Raw genomic sequence first — 15,840 nt, forward strand, 5'->3', positions numbered from 1 at the left:
CCCGTTCACCTGGGAAGTCGAGTTCATACACCATTGCGAGCGGCCGGATGGAGCACGAACATAACCCGGAAAGTCCGGGCTGACAAGAAGTCCGGGATCGGATTCACGGCACTTGCGGCGAACAATGGAATATGTCGGATAATGCCGCCAGTGGTGCCCCTGTTGCCCATTCGGCGGCACCGGGTCCGCGTCCGCACGGAATTGAAATCCCCGGCATGCCCGGCCGCCGACGCGGGTACCCGATGGAACGGTAAGGGGGATCGATGGCTTCCTTCGCCGATCGGGGCGCCGCCGCGCTGCGGCCCGCCCGGGAGCGCCTCGCGGGATGGCGCTTCGACCGCGCCCTCGGGGTGCGCACGTCAGCCCGGGACGCCGCCGCTCTGGCCCGCGACGCGGGCCGCTACGAGCCGGCCGCCCCGGACCGGCTGCGCCGCGCCGCCGCCGCGCTGCGCCTGGGCCCCTCCGACACCGTCCTCGACATCGGATCGGGCCTGGGCCGCGCGGTTTTCGCGTTCGCCCGCCGGGGGCGGCCGGGCGCCGCCATCGGTTTCGAAATGGATCCGGGGCTGCACGCCGGCGCCGTGGCGAACCTGTCCGCGGCGCGCTCCCGGCTGCGCTGCCCGGACATCCGGCTTTTCTGCACCGACGCCGCCCGGACCCCCGTTCCGGCCGAGGTGACCGCCGTTTATCTGTACAACCCGGCCGAAGGACCGGAGATGGACGAGGTGTTCGCGCGGATTCGGGAAAGCCTGGACCGGCGGCCCCGGGAAATGCGCATCGCCTACGAATACCCGGTGCACGGATTCGGCCTGGTCCGCCTCGGTTTCCGGCGCACCGCCCCCGCCGAGGCGCTGCACCTGTACACCTGGCCGGGCGCCCCCGCCCCGGCGCACGCCCCCGGGGCGCTGGGCGCCGCCCTGCCCCGCCGCACCGGCCCCGGCGGGGCGCCGCCCGCGCTCCCCTCCCCGGCCGGCCCGGCGGTCACTCCCGGGCCAGCTCCATGACGCGCTCCAGCACCCCGGGGGCCGGGAGCCGGGGGAGGGACTCCTCCACCTGGGCCAGCGCGTAGCGGCGCTCGTCGTCCGGCAGGCCCGGGTTCCGCTCGCCCAGCGCCTGCACGTGGACGTAGTTGAGCAGCGCCGCCAGGTGCATGCCGAAGTCCTCCGGCGCCCGGACCGACGCCGGGCCCCCCGCCGCGCGGTACGCCTCCAGCGTGCCGCGCACCCCGCCCTCGTCCAGGCCGCCCGCGCCGTGGTGCCAGTCCATCAGCGCGGTGGCCAGCTCCCGGCCGGCGTCGACCGTCCCGGTCGCGTCCCAGTCCAGCAGCACGTGCCCGCCGTCCCCGGCGAGGAGCACGTTGTCCGGTTTGACGTCGCGGTGCGAGGTGGTCAGCGGCCCGGCCGCCGGGCCGACCCACCGGGACAGCGACCGGACCAGCGGCAGCGCCTCCGCCAGGGCGGGCGCCCATCGCGCGCCGTCCCGCCGGCCCGCGCGGACCAGCTCCGCCCAGCGCTCCTCCCCGGGCACCGCGGTGAACCAGGCCCCCTGCGGTGCGGCGGGCGGCGCGCCCACCCGGTGCAGCGCCGCCAGGGTCCGGCCCAGCCAGGCCGCCGCGCCGCCCCCGGTCCCGCGCAGCCGGTCCCCCTCGGCCCAGGTGCACAGCCGCACCAGCGCCCCGCCCCCGCCCGGCGCCAGCGCCGCCAGGTAGCGGCCGTCGGCTCCGGGCACGTCGCGCGGGGCGCGCACCCCCTCCCGGGCGGCGGCGTCGCGGAAGGCGGCGGCGCGGGCCGCCTCCTCCTCGCTGACCTCGTCGGTCCAGAACAGCTCCTTGACCGCGTAGCGGCCGCCGGGCACCTCCAGCCGCCAGACCCGCCCGTTGGCGCCGCGCGCCACCGGGTGCAGCGCGGCCCCGCGCTCCGGCAGGCCGTAGCGCCGGCAGATCTCCCGGGCCGTCCCCGGGCCCGGGATCAGCCGGGCGACCGGGCGGGTCCCCCCTCCCATCCCTGCGCCTCCTCCCGCCGCGCCGCCGGGCCGGCGGCCTCCTCGAACCGGAACGGCGGCCCGAAGCCCGCCGGGTCCCGCAGCGCCAGGAACGCCCTGCGCGCCCCGGTGCGGTAGTCCTCGGCCCCGGTGTAGTCGGTGAAGTCCGGGGCGAGCATCCGGGCCGGGTAGCCGACCAGCTCCGCCAGCTCCAGCACCGCCCGCGCGGTCGGGACCATGACCAGGGGGCCGCGCAGCGCGTTGTGCGGCACCTCGGGGGACTCCCGGTGCAGCTCCAGGAAGGCCCCCGGGGCGCGGGAGAGCGCGGTGTCGATCACGATCGCCTCGGGGTTCAGCGCGGCGATCCGCTCCAGCAGCTCCACCGGCCGGGTCAGGTGGTAGAGCAGCCCGAGGCAGAGCACCACGTCGAAGGGGCCGTCCCCGGCCGGGTCGAAGCGCTCGACGTCGGCGCGGCGGAACCGGTACCGCCCGGCGGGCACCCCGCGGGCCCGGAAGACGAACCGGGCCTGCTCGACGTGGGAGGCGCGCCCGTCCACGCCGAGCACGAAGTCGCAGCCGGCCTCGACCGCGGCCAGCGACCAGAACCCGGCGTTGCACCCCAGGTCGAGGAGGCGCTTGCCGCGCAGCGACCCGCCCGCCCACTCCACCAGCGGGTCGAGGAGGTGCCGCCGCCGCTGCCGGTGCCGGTTGCCGTGCCCGTCCCGCCACACCGGGGTGCGGCGGCCGTTCAGGTCGAACTCGTAGTGCCAGTAGGGGAAGGCGGCGATGCCCCGGTCGATCTCCTCTGCGTCCACGGAGGCTCCTCTCCGGCGGCCGGAGCGCGGCGGGCGCCGCGCCCCCGTCCCGCCCCGCTCCGGGGGCGGGTCTCCAGCACGTGGCAGTACTGCGGGAACGCCCGGCAGCCGCGGGAGCGCTTGGCCTCGTCCGCGCCGAGCTCGTAGACGATGGCGGCGGCCCCGTGCTCGGCCGCCAGCTCCACCGGCCGGTAGAAGTACAGCTCGAAGTAGAGCGGCAGCGTCCGCTGGAACGCGTAGTCGAACCCCGAGGTGCGCAGGTACCAGCGGTCCCGGTGGCCCAGCAGCAGCGAGAAGCCGCGCACCGCTCCCCCGGCGTGCGCGGTGAGCACCAGCGCCCGGTCGCCGAACGCCTCGGCGACCTCGGCCAGGTGCGCCGCGGCCCGGGAGGGGTCGCGGCGGCGGCCGTACTTCTCCTCGCCGCGCCGCTCCAGCTCGGCCAGGGCCTCCAGCGGGGCCTCGGCGAGCGGGCCCGCCCGGACCCCGACCCCGGCCCGCCCGATCCGGCGCCGCTCGGCCCGCACGCTCTTGCGCCGGACCCGGGACAGGCCCGCCAGGTAGCCCTCGAAGCCGCCCGGGGGGACGTCCAGCCGGTGGTCGGGGCCGACCGGGAAGGCCGTGTAGCCGCGCCGCCCGAGGACCCGCCGCAGCGCGGTGTCGGCGGCGTCGACGTAGGGGAAGCAGACGGAGGCGGCGCCGGCCTCGGCGGCCTCCCGCTCGGCGCGGGCCACCAGGGCCCCGGTCGGCCCGTCCGCGCCCCGGCCCGCCGACAGCACCCGGCTGCGGCCGTTGTGCCGCCCGCCGCAGACCATCACCGGCAGCAGCGAGCCGGGGTCGCGGCGCCACCCCTCGGGGACGCGGGCCGGGTCGGCGGCCTCGGCGACCATCCGGTCCACCCGGTCCGAGGTGCGCCCGGTGCGCGCGTCGGCGAGCACCATCGCCAGCCCGGCGGCCTCCCCGCCGCCCCCGGCGAGCAGGAGCCGCGTCGGCCGGCCGTCGGCCCGCTCCACGATGCCCAGCCACCGGTGGGTGGAGTACAGGTCGTCCGGCCCGCACAGCCGGTCCCACGCGGACGGCGGGACCTCGCTCCTCGACGCGGCCGAGGTCGGGTCCATGGGCGCCCTCGCATTCGTCCGTCCGGCGGAGAACCGTCCGTCACCCTGGGTACCCGGATCATGACCGCGCCAAGCCGTCCGCTTCCGGTCAGGCGGCCCGCGCCCGCGGTCCCGGGCGCGGGCCGGCCGTCACCACTCCACCGGGAAGGCCTCGGCCGCGCGGACGAACCGCTCCTCGTTCCAGCGGATCCGGTCGAGCGGGACCGCCGGGCGCAGTCCGGGCAGGTCCGAGGTGAGGGCCTCCAGCGCGACCTGGAGCTCCATCCGGGCCAGCGACGCCCCCACGCAGTGGTGGATCCCGTGCCCGAAGGCGATGTGCGGGTTGGGGGTCCGGGCGAGGTCGAGCTCGTCGGGGTCGGGGAAGGCCTCCGGGTCGCGGTTGGCCGCCGACAGCTCGACGACGACCTGCTCCCCGGCGGCGATGCGCACCCCGCCCAGCTCGGTGTCGCGCAGCACGTAGCGGGTGAAGGAGCCGGGGCGGATCAGCGGGACCGAGCGGAGCAGCTCCTCGACCGCGCCCGGGATCAGCCCGGGGTCGGCGGCCAGCCGGGAGAACCCGTCCCCGCCGAGGAGCAGGTGGACGAAGCCGGGGATGAGGGAGGCCGTCGTCTCGTGCCCGGCGATCAGCAGGGCGCGCAGCAGGCCCAGGAGCTCCTCCTCGGTGAGGCCGCCCTCGCCTCCGCTCTCGTGCTCGCGCGCCAGGGCGCCGACCAGCCCTCCGCCGCTCTCCCCCTTGCGCCGGGCGGCCATGCCGCCCAGGTACCCGTCGATCCGGGCCTGGTTCTCGCGCACCTTCCCGGCGTCCGGGTCCGCGGTGCTCAGGAAGGCGTCGCTCCAGGCGTGGAAGGAGTCGCGGTCGGCGGAGGGGACGCCCAGCAGCTCGCAGATGACCTCGATGGGCAGCGGGAGCGCGAAGTCGCGGACCAGGTCGGCGGGCGGCCCCTGGCGCCTCATGTCCGCCACCAGCCCCCGGGCGACCTCCAGGGTCCAGGGGCGGAGCCGGTCGACCCGCCGGGGCGTGAACACCTTCCCGACGAGGCCGCGCACCCGGGTGTGCCGGGGCGGGTCCATCGTCATGATGGTGCTCTCGGAGACGTCGATCGGGCCGATCCGGGCGGTGCGCTCCGGGGGGATCCCGGCGCGGAGGGCGTCGCGCCCGAAGTCGGTGCTGCTCAGCACGTGCCTGGCGTCCTCGTAGCGGGTGACGAGCCAGGCCGGGTCGCCGAAGGGCAGCCTGATCCGCATCGGGGCGCCGCCCTTGCGCGCCTCGGCGAGCGCCGGCGCGGGGGCGAGCGGGTGGTCGGAGGGGAACGGGAACGCGGCGGGTTCGGGCATGGCGGGACTCCGGCCGTGGTGGTGCCCCCGCCGGGGCGGGGGAGATCGTCCGCTGGGCATGCGGCGCCGCTCCCCCACACGGTAGGCGGCGCGCCCGCCGGCGCCAGAGGCGCGGCGGTGACACTCGGCTACCCCCCGTGTCCGCCCGGGTCCGGGCGCCGCGCTCAGCGGGGCGGCCGGCGCGGTGCTGCGCGTCCGCGGCCGGGACCGGCGGGTCGAAGCCGTGCGGCCCGTACCGGAGCGGCGGCGTGAGCGGTGCGGACGCCGTGCTCGGACGGCTCCGCCCCGGCACGGCGGCCGGCGGCCGGGCCCCGTCGGCGCGGCGCTCGCGCCACTGGTACCCTTCCGGCCCGTCAGCCCCGGCGGAGCCCCGCGGCCCGCCGCCCCTTCCGAGGAGAGCAGGAGCCCCTTCCGCAATGCCCGACAGCAGTGACTACGCCGCCTCCTTCGACCTGGTCGACGCCGACGGCGACGGCCGGATCTCCGCCGAGGAGCTGGCCCGGCTGATGGGGTCCTCCGGCGACCCGGTCACCCGCGAGCGCGCCGAGGCGCTCATCTCCCTCATGGACACCGACGGCGACCGGCTCATCACCTTGGAGGAGTACACCCGCTTCATGAACGAGCGGGCCTGAGCCCGCCGGCGGGAGGCGGCCGCCCGCCGGTGAGGCGTTCTTCCGGCCGCTCATCCGGGCCGCTCCCTGCTCCTGGCCGGAAGCGGCCTCCGGGGAACCCGCCCGCACGGCCCCCGCGTCCACGGAGAGGCGGGGGCGACTGCAGAGGGAGCGTGCCGCTTGAGGAACCGGATCTTCATCGCACCGGTGCTGTTCGGGATCTCCGCGGCATGCGTGCTGCTCGCTCTGTACGCGCCGGTGATCTGGTTCATCTCGCTGGCACTGCTGGCGGGGGCGGTGTCCTCCGCCTGGCAGGGGGGCCGCGCCCTGCTGGCCGGCTCCGCGGGCGCCTCGGCCGAGCCGGCCCAGGGGCCACCGCCGGCCTCCCCCGGTGCCTCCGCTCCCGACGCCTCCCCTCCCGGCACCGCCGCCGAGCCGCCGGAGCAGGCGGAGCGCACGGAACAGGAGAAGCTTGCGGCGGGGGAAGAGCTCGTGGACGCGGTCTTCGATTCCGCGGCGGGCACCTTCCGGATCATGAAGGCGACCGCGATCGTGGCCGCCGTCGTCTTCTTCGGCCTGCTGATCCTGTTCGTCCTGTTCGTCGGGGCCCTCCTGTTCTATGAGGGCCGGTACTGGGCGGGCCTGTTCACGCTCGGGCCGGCCGGCTGGCTCGTCTGGTACGTCTGCGGCCCCCTGCTGGGCGTCTGGAACCCGCAGAGCATCTTCAGCGGCGGGGACGGCGGTGACGGCGGCGGCGAGTGAGCCGCGCCCAACGGGACCGGGGTTCAAGCGAGCGGCGACGGCCGAGGACTCGTACCGGGAGGAGCGCTTCGCGCCGGCGGACGGGCTGCTCTCCCGCCGCCCGGAGCCGCCCGGCACGCGGCGGCCCGCTCCGCCCTCGCCCGACCGGCCGGGCCATGCCCCGCCGGTCCGCGGCCCCGGCTCAGCATGGGCCCCGAGGCCGGGCGGCCCCGCCCTCCCATCCGCTCCGGTCTCAGGAGCCGAGCTGGATCGCGGCCTCCTCGATCAGGTCGACGACCGCGGCGGGCTGCGAGGCGAGCGATGCGTGGCCGGCGTCCAGCTCGACGATCTTGCGGGGGTTCATCCGCTGGGCCATCCGCCGCTCGTTCTCCGGGCTGATCATCCGGTCCTGGGTGGAGACCTGGTACCAGCTCGGCTTGGCCCGCCACGCCGGGGAGGTGACGGTGTCGCCGAAGGCCGAGGCGAGCGGGGCCTTCTGGGTGGCGGCCATCACCAGCGCCTCGTCCTCCGGGAGGTCCTGGCAGAAGCTCTCGCGGAACGCGTCCCGCTTGATCCACAGGTAGCCGTCGGAGTCGGGGGCGATGCTGTCGAACGCGGCCGGGGGGCTCTCCTCGGTGATCTGCCCGGGACTCTCCCCGGCGTCGGGGGCGAACGCGGCGATGTAGACCAGGCCCGCGACGTTGGGCAGGTCACCGGCCTCGGTGATCACCGCGCCGCCGTAGGAGTGGCCCACCAGCAGCACCGGGCCCTCCACCTGCCGGACCATCTTCCGGGTCCGCTCGGCGTCCTCGGCCAGCGACGTCAGCGGGTTCTCCACCGCGGAGACCTCGCGGTGCCCCCTGCGGTCCAGCTCGACGATGGCCTTGGCCCAGTGGGCGGCCCCGCCCCAGAAGCCGTGCACCAGGACGATCGCGGGACGAACGGGCATCTTCCGCACCTCTTCCTCATCGGGCCGCACCCCGCCCCCGGCGGAACCGGGAAAAGGGCACGGCGACACGGGTCGCCGCCCTCCTTCCCGAACCCTCCCCATGCCACCGCGGCCCGCCCCCAAAGAAACCGCCAAGGCCGCGTCCGGCCGGGCGGAGGAACGGACTGTGCGGGCATCGGGCTCCATCACCGCGGCCTCGCCGTATCGGAACCTGCCGCAGAGGCCGCGGACCGTCTACGAGGACCGCCTCTACGAGGCGTCTCTCGGCGAGCTGGTGGCCGTGCTCAACGAGACCGGCGACGACGTCGCCGACCTGCTGCTCTGCGGCCACAACCCCGGCGTGCACGGCCTGGCCGACGCACTGGCCGGCGAGGCCGAGGGCGACCTGCTCCCCCGGATGAACCGCTCCGGGTTCCCCACGGGCTCCATCGCGGTACTCGCCTTCTCCGGCTCCTGGAAGGAGCTGGAGCACGGCGCCGCCAGGCTGGTCGCCTTCTGGTCGCCGCACGCCTAGCGCAAGCCGCCCTGCCCGGGGGACCCCGTCCGATCCGGCACCCGTTCCGCGGTGGCGGCCGCCCGGGCGCCCGGGTCCCCTGGGATCCCGGGCACCCGAGGGGCGGGGCCGGTGTGCGCGCCGCCCCGGCCCCCGCACCGCACGGGGGCGCCGGCCCGACTTCAGAGGTTGACCACCCTCCACATTGGGCACACAAAGAGACGACATCGTTACCCAGAGTCACATGGGAGTGGTTTCAATGCATCGCCTCTTGGTCGCGTTCGCCCTGTCCGCCGCCGCCCTGCTGGCCCTGGGGGCGGCCCCGCCCCCCTCCGACGACTCCCCGCACGACACCGTGTGCAAGGTCGGCCTCCTCCCCCCGCTGTTCTGCGCGGGCGACTGACCCGCCGCCGGCACGCGGCCGGACCCCGCCCGGAAGGAACCGGGCGGGGTCCGCCGCGTCGGCCCCCTTTCCAGGGGCCGTTTTCAGGGTGCGGAGGGCCCGGCGCTAGAGGCCGGAGTCCGGTTCGAGGCGGACCACGACCGACTTCGACGTCGGGGTGTTGGAGACCTCCGCGGTGGAGTCCAGCGGGACCAGCACGTTGGTCTCCGGGTAGTACGCCGCCGCGCACCCCTTGGCCGTGGGGTACTCCACCACCAGGAAGTGCGGCGCCCGGCGGTCCGCGCCGTCGGTCCACTCGCTGACCAGGTCCACGTACCCGCCGGCCTCCAGGCCCAGCTCGGCGATGTCCTCGGGGTTGACCAGAACCACCCGGCGCCCCCCGCGGACACCGCGGTAGCGGTCGTCCAGCCCGTAGATCGTCGTGTTGAACTGGTCGTGCGAGCGGATGGTCTGCAGCAGCAGCCGGCCCTCGGGGACCTCCGGGGCGGTGATCGGGTTGACGGTGAAGTTGGCCTTGCCGGTGGCGGTGGGGAAGGTGCGGCTGTCCCGGGGGGCGTGCGGCAGGGTGAACCCGCCGGGGCGGCGCACCTTCTCGTTGTAGCCCTCGAAACCGGGGACCACCCGGGCGATGCGGTCGCGCAGCCGGTCGTAGTCGGCGGTGAACTCCTCCCAGGGCACCGGGTCGTCCGCGCCGAGGACCCGGCGGGCCAGGCCGCAGACGATGGCGACCTCCGAGCGCATCTCCGGGGAGAGCGGCTCCACCCGGCCCCGGGAGGCGTGCACCTGCCCCATGGAGTCCTCGACGCTGACGAACTGCTCGGCGCCGCCCTGCACGTCCCGGTCGGTGCGGCCCAGGGCGGGCAGGATCAGCGCGTGCTCGCCGGTCACCGCGTGCGAGCGGTTGAGCTTGGTGGAGACCTGCACGGTCAGCCGGCAGCGGCGCATCGCCGCCTCGGTCGCCCCGGTGTCCGGGGAGGCGGACACGAAGTTGCCGCCCATCGCGAAGAACACCTCGGCCCGGCCGTCGCGCATGGCGCGGATCGCGCCGACGGTGTCCAGTCCGTGCTCGCGCGGGGGCTCGAAGCCGAACTCGTCGCGCAGCGCGTCCAGGAACTCCGCCGGCGGGCGCTCCCAGATGCCCATGGTGCGGTCGCCCTGCACGTTGCTGTGCCCGCGCACCGGGCAGACCCCGGCGCCGGGGCGGCCGACGTTGCCGCGCAGCAGCAGGAAGTCCACCACCTCGCGGATGGTCGGCACCGCGTGGCGGTGCTGGGTGAGCCCCATCGCCCAGCAGACCACGATCCGCTCCGAGGCCAGCACCATGGCGGCGGCCTCCTCGATCCGCTCGCGCGGCAGGCCGGTGGCGCGCCGCACGGCCGCCCAGAACGCCTCCTCGTCCTGGTCGAGCAGGGACTCGGCGTAGGCGTCGAAACCGTGCGTGTGCTCGGCGATGAACCCGCGGTCCAGCGCGTCGCCGCCGGCCTCGTCGACCTGGAGCAGGATCCGGTTGAGGGCGCTGAACAGGGCCAGGTCGCCGCCTACCCGGACCTGCAGGAACAGGTCGGTGAGCAGGGTGCCCGCGCCGATCAGGCCGCGCGCCGCCTGCGGGTTGCGGAACCGCTGCATGCCGGCCTCGGGCAGCGGGTTGACGGTGATGATCCGGGTGCCGGACCGCTTCGCCTTCTCCAGGGCGGTCAGCATCCGCGGGTGGTTGGTGCCCGGGTTCTGCCCGGCGACGATGATCAGGTCGGCCTGGTAGATGTCGTCCAGCAGGACGCTGCCCTTGCCGACGCCGAGGGTCTCGACCAGCGCCGACCCGGACGACTCGTGGCACATGTTGGAGCAGTCGGGCAGGTTGTTGGTGCCGAACCGGCGGGCGAAGAGCTGGTAGGCGAAGGCCGCCTCGTTACTGGTGCGGCCCGAGGTGTAGAAGAGGGCCCGGTCCGGGGAGTCCAGTTCGCCGAGCCGGTCGGCGATGATGCCGAAGGCCTCGTCCCAGGAGACCGGGACGTAGTGCTCGGCGCCGGGGGCGGCGTAGGCGGGAACGGTGATCCTGCCCTGCTGGCCGAGCCAGTAGCCGGAGCGCTCGGCCAGCTCGGCGATGGGGTGGGCGGCGAAGAACTCCGGGCCGACCTCGCGCCGGGTGGCCTCCTCGGCGACCGCCTTCGCGCCGTTCTCGCAGAACTCGGCGGGGTGCCGGCGGTCGGGTTCGGGCCAGGCGCAGCCGGGGCAGTCGAAGCCCTGCTTCTGGTTGACCGCGGTGAGGGTGAGCAGTCCGCGCCGGGCGCCGGACTGGGCTCCGGTCACCCGCACGCTGCCGGCGATGGCGGGGATCCCCACCGCGGATTCCTTCGGCGCGGTGACGCTCGGGGCGTCCTGGCGCGGGTCGTCGATGGGTGCGTTGGACATGTCCGGCCCCCTGCGGCGCCGGTGGCGGCCCGGCGCGGTCTCGGCTGCTGTCACGGAGTTCCCTCGGTGATCATCCTCTCACTCGCGGGAGCCGCCGACACCAGGCGCGGCGGGTGTTCGGACCGGTGTCGGGCGGGGGCTTCTGTGCTAATGTCACAGGCGGGTTGCAGTCTGGATTTCGCTTGATCGCTTGATCGCCCGCGGAGTTTCCGGCCGGCGGGCGCTTTTCCGTTTTCGGATGAGGGTTCGCGAGCACACCCTCGGCGCTGCGGCCCGCGGCGCCGATCCGATCGCAGGAATGGGGAGGCCCCATGGCCACCGGTACCGTCAAGTGGTTCAACAGCGAGAAGGGCTTCGGCTTCATCTCCCAGGACGAGGGCGGCCCGGACGTGTTCGTCCACTACAGCAACATCTCGGGCAGCGGGTTCCGCAACCTCGAGGAGAACCAGCGCGTCGAGTTCGAGGTCACGCAGGGCCCGAAGGGCCCGCAGGCCCAGGACGTCCAGGCCATCTGAGCCGGACGCCCGCAGCGGCGGTGACGAGGGGCCGACCGGTTCGCCCGGTCGGCCCCTTCTCGTGTCCTTATCCCCTCTTTCCTCCGGCTCGCCCGTCCCTCCTCCGCTCCGCCGCGGCCCCGGTCATCTAGCATTTCCCCATGACCCCTGAGCTGCGCACCGAACGCCTGATCATCCGAGCCTGGGAGCCGGCCGACGCCCCGGCCGCGCTGCGGATCTACGGCGCGGACGAGGTCACCGGGCGGCTGACGCCCGAGATGAGCGCCGTCCGGGACCAGGCGGCGATGCGCACGGTGCTGCAGGCCTGGAGCGAGGCGCAGCCCAGCCTGGTCCCGCCGGCGGGGCGCTGGGCGGTGGTGCGCGCCGAGGACGGGGAGCCCATCGGCGGCCTGGCCCTGCGCCAGCTGCCGCCCTACGACGAGGACTTCGAGCTCAGCTGGCACCTGCGGCCGGACGCCTGGGGCAGCGGCTACGCCACCGAGGCCGCCCGCGCGCTGGCCGGGTGGGCGTTCGAGCAGGGCCTGGAGGAGCTGTTCGCGGTCGCCCGCCCGGACAACGAGCGGGCCGCGGCCACCGCCCGCCGGCTGGGCATGGAGTGGGTGGGCGAGACGGACAAGTACTACGGGACCCGGCTCACCGTCTTCCGGATGCGCCCGGCCGACCTGGGCTGACCGCCCCCGCCCCGCCCACCGTGATCTACCGCATCCTCCCTGCGTAACACGGTTTTAACGTGCCCGCGCGAGAATGGCCGGCGCGGTACCGATGAGCAGGGGAGCACGGGGGGACACCTTGGCGGAGCGGAACGGGGCGCCGGAGCCGGTCGTCCGGGAGGCCGGGATCGGCGACATGGAGGCCGTCGCCGGCATCTACGCGCACTACGTGGAGAGCGGCGTCGCCACCTTCGACGAGGAGCCGCGCTCCGCCGACGCCTGGCGCGCCCGGTTCAAGGAGAGCGCGGAGCTGGGCCTGCCCTTCCTGGTCGCCGAGGTCGGCGGCGAGGTCGCCGGGTACGCCGGCGCCTCGCCGTGGAAGCCGAAGGCCGCCTACCGCTACACCGTGGAGAACTCGGTCTACCTGGCCCCCGGCCGCACCGGCGGCGGCCTGGGCCGGCTGCTGATGGAGCGGTTCCTGCGGGCCTGCGCCGAGGCCGGCCTGAAGCAGGTCGTCGCGGTCATCGCCGACACCCCGGACGGCGCCCAGGGCGGCGCCTCGCGCGCCCTGCACGCGCGCCTGGGGTTCACCGAGGTCGGCCGGATGGAGCGGGTCGGCTACAAGCACGGCATGTGGGTGGACACGGTCATCATGCAGCGCGCGCTCGGCTGAGAGCGCCGCGCGGCCCTCCGGGCGGCCCCTGAGGTCCCCCGGCGGGCGCCGCCCGGCCCCGCCGCCGGACGGGGCGTGCGGCGCGGGCCCGCACAGGGCGGGCGCGGCGCGCCGGGCCGTAATCGTGTTGCCCTTCGCGCGGGGGCTCCGGGATGCTCTCCCTTTCGGGCCGCCGCCCGGACGGGCGGCGGCCGGCACCGCGAGGAAGGAAGGCGCGCGCATGCAGACCTACCGGGCGACCGTACGCGGACGCTTCGACGGACTCGGCGAGGAGGCCCGCGCCGCGCTGCTCACCGCCGCCGACGAGCACGACATGTTCTCCGCGGCCTTCACCGAGGCCGGCACCCTCACCTACGACCGGGCGCTGTCCTGGTTCTCGTTCCGCTGCGAGGTGCGCGTCTCCCCCGAAGAGGGCGCGGAGGCCGCCGAGGAGCGGGCCGGGGCGCTGGCCCGCCGGGCCGCAAGGTGCGCTCCCGCAAGGTGCGCTCCCGGAAGGCCTGAGCGCCCGGACGCCGCGGCGCCCCGGGAGGCCGGCTGACCGGTAGCGGCCAGGGGCGGGCCCTCGCTCCGCCCGGGGCGGGCTGGTCGAATGGGGCCCCGCAGCCGACCGCGACGCAGAAGGCACCCCCATGGACGACGCCCCCGACCCCGGCGGCACCGGCGCGGAGCCCCCCGCCGGGGTCGACACCCGCACCGCGCACTCCGCGCGGATCTGGAACTACTGGCTGGGCAGCAAGGACCACTACCCGGTCGACCGGGAGGTCGGCGAGCAGATCAGGGCGGCGTTCCCCGGGATCGCCGCGGTGGCCCGCGCGCAGCGGGCGTTCCTCCGGCGGGCGGTGACCCACCTGGCGGCCGGGGCGGGGATCCGGCAGTTCCTGGACATCGGCACCGGGCTGCCGACGCACGGCAACACCCACGAGGTGGCGCAGGCGGCCGCGCCCGAGGCCCGGGTGGTCTACGCCGACAACGACCCGATGGTCCTGGCGCACGCCCGCGCCCTGCTCACCGGCTCCCGCGCGGGCGCCACCGACTACCTCCACGCCGACCTGCGCGACCCGGAGGCGGTGCTGGACCGGGCGGCGCGCACCCTGGACTTCGACCGGCCGGTCGGCCTGCTGCTGCTCGGCGTGCTGGCCCACGTCACCGAGGACGCCGAGGCGTCCGGCGTCGTCCGGCGCCTGCTCGCGGCGCTGCCCTCCGGCAGCCACCTCGTGCTGTGCGACTCCACCGCGGTCATCGACCCCGAGGAGCGGGCCGCGATGGCGCGGATCTGGAACGAGGAGGGGTCCGAGCCCCGCGTCGACCGCTCCCCCGAGCGGATCGCGGAGTTCTTCGCCGGCCTGGAGCTGCTGGAGCCGGGCGTGGTCTCGGTGACCCGGTGGCGGCCCGACCCGGCCGACGTGGGCTCGGCCGCCCCGGTGGACGACTTCGGCGGGGTGGGGCGCAAGCCCTGACCCCGGCCCGGGCGGGCCCGGCGCGGCGGCCGGCCCGCTCCCCCGGAGGCGGGCGGCCCCGGGCCCGGCTCCGTCCGCCGGACCCGGGGCCGCGGGCCGGCCGCGGGTCAGCCGCGGGCCGGGACCACCGTTCCGGCGACCTCGCCGAAGCCGATCACCGCGCCGTCCGGCCCGGGCGCGGTCGCGGTGATGGCGACGGTGTCGCCGTCCTCCAGGAAGGTCCGCTCCGCCCCGCCGGGCAGCCGGACGGGCTCCTTGCCGCCCCAGGACAGCTCCAGCAGCGACCCGCGCTGCTCCCGCCCGGGGCCGCTGACGGTGCCCGAGGCGTAGAAGTCGCCGGTGCGCACCGAGGCCCCGTTGACCGTCATGTGCGCCAGCTGCTGGGCCGGGGTCCAGTACATCCCGGAGAACGGCGGCCGGGACAGCAGGTGGCCGTTGAGCCGGACCTCCAGCGAGATGTCCAGGCCCCACGGGTCGCCCTCGGCGTCGCGCAGGTACTCCAGCGGCTCCGGGTCGCGCACCGGGGGCGGGGTCCGGGCGGCCTGCAGCGCCTGCAGCGGCACCACCCAGGGCGACACCGAGGTGGCGAAGGACTTGCCGAGGAACGGGCCGAGCGGGACGTACTCCCAGGCCTGCAGGTCCCGGGCGGACCAGTCGTTGACCAGGAACGCCCCGAAGACGTGGTCGGCGAAGGAGGCGACCGGCACCCGCTCGCCGTGCGCGCTGGGGGCGCCCACCACGAAGCCGACCTCGGCCTCGATGTCCAGCCGCGACGACGGGCCGAAGAGCGGCGCCGCGTCGGCGGGCGTCTTGCGCTGGCCGACCGGGCGCACCACCGGCGTGCCCGAGGGCACCACCGTGCCGGCCCGCCCGTGGTAGCCGATCGGCAGGTGCTTCCAGTTGGGGGTGAGCGGCTCCTGCTCGGGGCGGAAGATCCGGCCGACGTTGGTCGCGTGGTGCTCCGAGGAGTAGAAGTCGACGTAGTCGCCGACGGTGAAGGGCAGGTGCAGCATCACCCCGGCGCGGTCGGCCAGGTGCGGGCGGACGTCGCCCTCCCGGGCGGGGTCGGCCAGCCACTCCCGCACGGCGGCGCGCACCTGCTCCCAGACCGTGCGGCCGGCGGCCAGCAGCGGGTCCAGCGAAGCACCGGAGACCGCGCCGGCGAACGGCGCGCCGAGCGCGCGTGCGGCGGCGCCCAGGTCCAGGACGTGGCCGCCGATCGCCACCCCCACCCGCCGCTCGGACCGGTCGGGGGTGCTGAACACCCCGTAGGGCAGGCAGGACGGGCCGAAGTGGGCGTCCGGTGCGATGTCGAGCCAGGTGTCGGGCACGTGGTGTCCTCCGGGTCGTGGATCGGTCTCAGGGATCGTCGTTGGTTCGCTCGGGGGCCGCGCCGACCGGGCCACCGCCGGCGGGCCGGGAACGGCACGCTCCCCGCGCGTACCCGCGGGGCGTTCCCGCAGGCGGCGGAGGCGGCGGAGGCGGCCCCAGGGGCCGCGCCGGGCCGGTCCCCGGGGCGGGCGGCGCGGGCGCGCCGCTCCCCGTCCGGAGGGAACGCCCCGGCCTCGCGGCGGCCGACGGGCGCGGGAACGGGTCGCGCCCGCGCCCGCTCGGGGAGGCCGGGCGGGCGCGGTCGTCGCGGGCGCGGGAAGCGGCCCGCCCGCGCGCTCCCCCGTCCGGAGGAGGCACCGGCC

The 15,840-nt window shown here is 76.2% G+C and carries 17 protein-coding genes; 10 read left to right on the forward strand and 7 right to left on the reverse strand.

The genetic code is table 11. The features are described from left to right. Positions 1-263: 263 nt before the first annotated feature. Entirely contained in the window at positions 264-1,004 is a 741-nt protein-coding gene (locus J0910_RS17330) for a class I SAM-dependent methyltransferase (protein WP_420159562.1), read from the forward strand. Here the strand turns inward: J0910_RS17330 and J0910_RS17335 are convergent. The 4 genes from J0910_RS17335 to J0910_RS17350 all read right to left on the reverse strand — a co-directional run bounded on the left by J0910_RS17335 (position 982) and on the right by J0910_RS17350 (position 5,245). Then, positions 982-2,001 carry a phosphotransferase enzyme family protein gene (locus J0910_RS17335; protein WP_420159563.1) on the reverse strand — a complete coding sequence of 340 codons (1,020 nt, stop codon included), beginning with the start codon at positions 1,999-2,001 and terminating at the stop codon, positions 982-984. The genes J0910_RS17330 and J0910_RS17335 overlap by 23 nt on opposite strands. Continuing rightward, positions 1,968-2,795, reverse strand: coding sequence for a class I SAM-dependent methyltransferase (locus tag J0910_RS17340; RefSeq protein WP_420159564.1), 828 nt, complete (start codon positions 2,793-2,795; stop codon positions 1,968-1,970). The genes J0910_RS17335 and J0910_RS17340 overlap by 34 nt, the downstream gene beginning before the upstream one ends. Further along, complete coding sequence (locus J0910_RS17345) at positions 2,729-3,910, reverse strand: GNAT family N-acetyltransferase (RefSeq protein ID WP_420159565.1); 1,182 nt, start codon at positions 3,908-3,910, stop codon at positions 2,729-2,731. The genes J0910_RS17340 and J0910_RS17345 overlap by 67 nt, the downstream gene beginning before the upstream one ends. 129 nt (positions 3,911-4,039) lie before the next feature. After that, positions 4,040-5,245 carry a cytochrome P450 gene (locus J0910_RS17350; RefSeq protein WP_420159566.1) on the reverse strand — a complete coding sequence of 402 codons (1,206 nt, stop codon included), beginning with the start codon at positions 5,243-5,245 and terminating at the stop codon, positions 4,040-4,042. 416 nt (positions 5,246-5,661) lie between these two features. Here J0910_RS17350 and J0910_RS17355 point away from each other — a divergent pair, with 416 nt between their 5' ends. Both J0910_RS17355 and J0910_RS17360 read left to right on the forward strand, forming a co-directional pair. Continuing rightward, a complete protein-coding gene (locus J0910_RS17355; protein ID WP_420159567.1) occupies positions 5,662-5,877 on the forward strand; it encodes an EF-hand domain-containing protein in 216 nt (71 codons plus the stop codon). A gap of 159 nt (positions 5,878-6,036) precedes the next feature. After that, complete coding sequence (locus J0910_RS17360; RefSeq protein ID WP_420159568.1) at positions 6,037-6,618, forward strand: hypothetical protein; 582 nt, start codon at positions 6,037-6,039, stop codon at positions 6,616-6,618. A gap of 232 nt (positions 6,619-6,850) precedes the next feature. Here the strand turns inward: J0910_RS17360 and J0910_RS17365 are convergent, their stop codons facing one another. Next, positions 6,851-7,546, reverse strand: a complete 696-nt coding sequence (locus J0910_RS17365) for an alpha/beta hydrolase (RefSeq protein ID WP_420159569.1) — start codon at positions 7,544-7,546, stop codon at positions 6,851-6,853. Between the two features lie 166 nt (positions 7,547-7,712). Between J0910_RS17365 and J0910_RS17370 the strand changes: the two genes are divergently transcribed. Together J0910_RS17370 and J0910_RS17375 are read left to right on the forward strand one after the other, a co-directional pair. After that, positions 7,713-8,060: a SixA phosphatase family protein gene (locus tag J0910_RS17370; protein ID WP_420159570.1), complete on the forward strand. Its 348-nt coding sequence runs from the start codon at positions 7,713-7,715 to the stop codon at positions 8,058-8,060. A gap of 238 nt (positions 8,061-8,298) precedes the next feature. Then, a complete protein-coding gene (locus tag J0910_RS17375; RefSeq protein ID WP_420159571.1) occupies positions 8,299-8,442 on the forward strand; it encodes a hypothetical protein in 144 nt (47 codons plus the stop codon). Between the two features lie 105 nt (positions 8,443-8,547). Here the strand turns inward: J0910_RS17375 and J0910_RS17380 are convergent, their stop codons facing one another. Beyond that, positions 8,548-10,851: an FdhF/YdeP family oxidoreductase gene (locus tag J0910_RS17380; protein ID WP_420159572.1), complete on the reverse strand. Its 2,304-nt coding sequence runs from the start codon at positions 10,849-10,851 to the stop codon at positions 8,548-8,550. Positions 10,852-11,162: 311 nt separating this feature from the next. Here J0910_RS17380 and J0910_RS17385 point away from each other — a divergent pair, with 311 nt between their 5' ends. From J0910_RS17385 to J0910_RS17405, 5 genes are all read left to right on the forward strand, one after another. After that, on the forward strand, positions 11,163-11,366 hold the full coding sequence (locus J0910_RS17385) for a cold-shock protein (RefSeq protein WP_184388009.1): 204 nt from the start codon (positions 11,163-11,165) through the stop codon (positions 11,364-11,366). 140 nt (positions 11,367-11,506) lie between these two features. Further along, positions 11,507-12,037 carry a GNAT family N-acetyltransferase gene (locus tag J0910_RS17390; protein WP_420159573.1) on the forward strand — a complete coding sequence of 177 codons (531 nt, stop codon included), beginning with the start codon at positions 11,507-11,509 and terminating at the stop codon, positions 12,035-12,037. 118 nt (positions 12,038-12,155) lie between these two features. Continuing rightward, on the forward strand, positions 12,156-12,689 hold the full coding sequence (locus tag J0910_RS17395; RefSeq protein WP_420159574.1) for a GNAT family N-acetyltransferase: 534 nt from the start codon (positions 12,156-12,158) through the stop codon (positions 12,687-12,689). 220 nt (positions 12,690-12,909) lie between these two features. Next, the gene (locus J0910_RS17400) at positions 12,910-13,227 is read left to right on the forward strand and encodes a DUF6204 family protein (RefSeq protein ID WP_420159575.1); all 318 of its coding nucleotides are present in this window, start codon (positions 12,910-12,912) and stop codon (positions 13,225-13,227) included. A gap of 91 nt (positions 13,228-13,318) precedes the next feature. After that, complete coding sequence (locus tag J0910_RS17405) at positions 13,319-14,146, forward strand: SAM-dependent methyltransferase (protein WP_420159576.1); 828 nt, start codon at positions 13,319-13,321, stop codon at positions 14,144-14,146. 107 nt (positions 14,147-14,253) lie between these two features. Here the strand turns inward: J0910_RS17405 and fahA are convergent, their stop codons facing one another. Further along, positions 14,254-15,477 (reverse strand): fumarylacetoacetase, encoded by a 1,224-nt coding sequence (gene fahA, locus J0910_RS17410; protein WP_420159577.1) that lies wholly within the window; start codon positions 15,475-15,477, stop codon positions 14,254-14,256. Positions 15,478-15,840 lie beyond the last annotated feature (363 nt).

The organism is Nocardiopsis oceanisediminis (genome assembly GCF_048595525.1).
GTDB lineage: Bacteria > Actinomycetota > Actinomycetes > Streptosporangiales > Streptosporangiaceae > Nocardiopsis_A > Nocardiopsis_A oceanisediminis.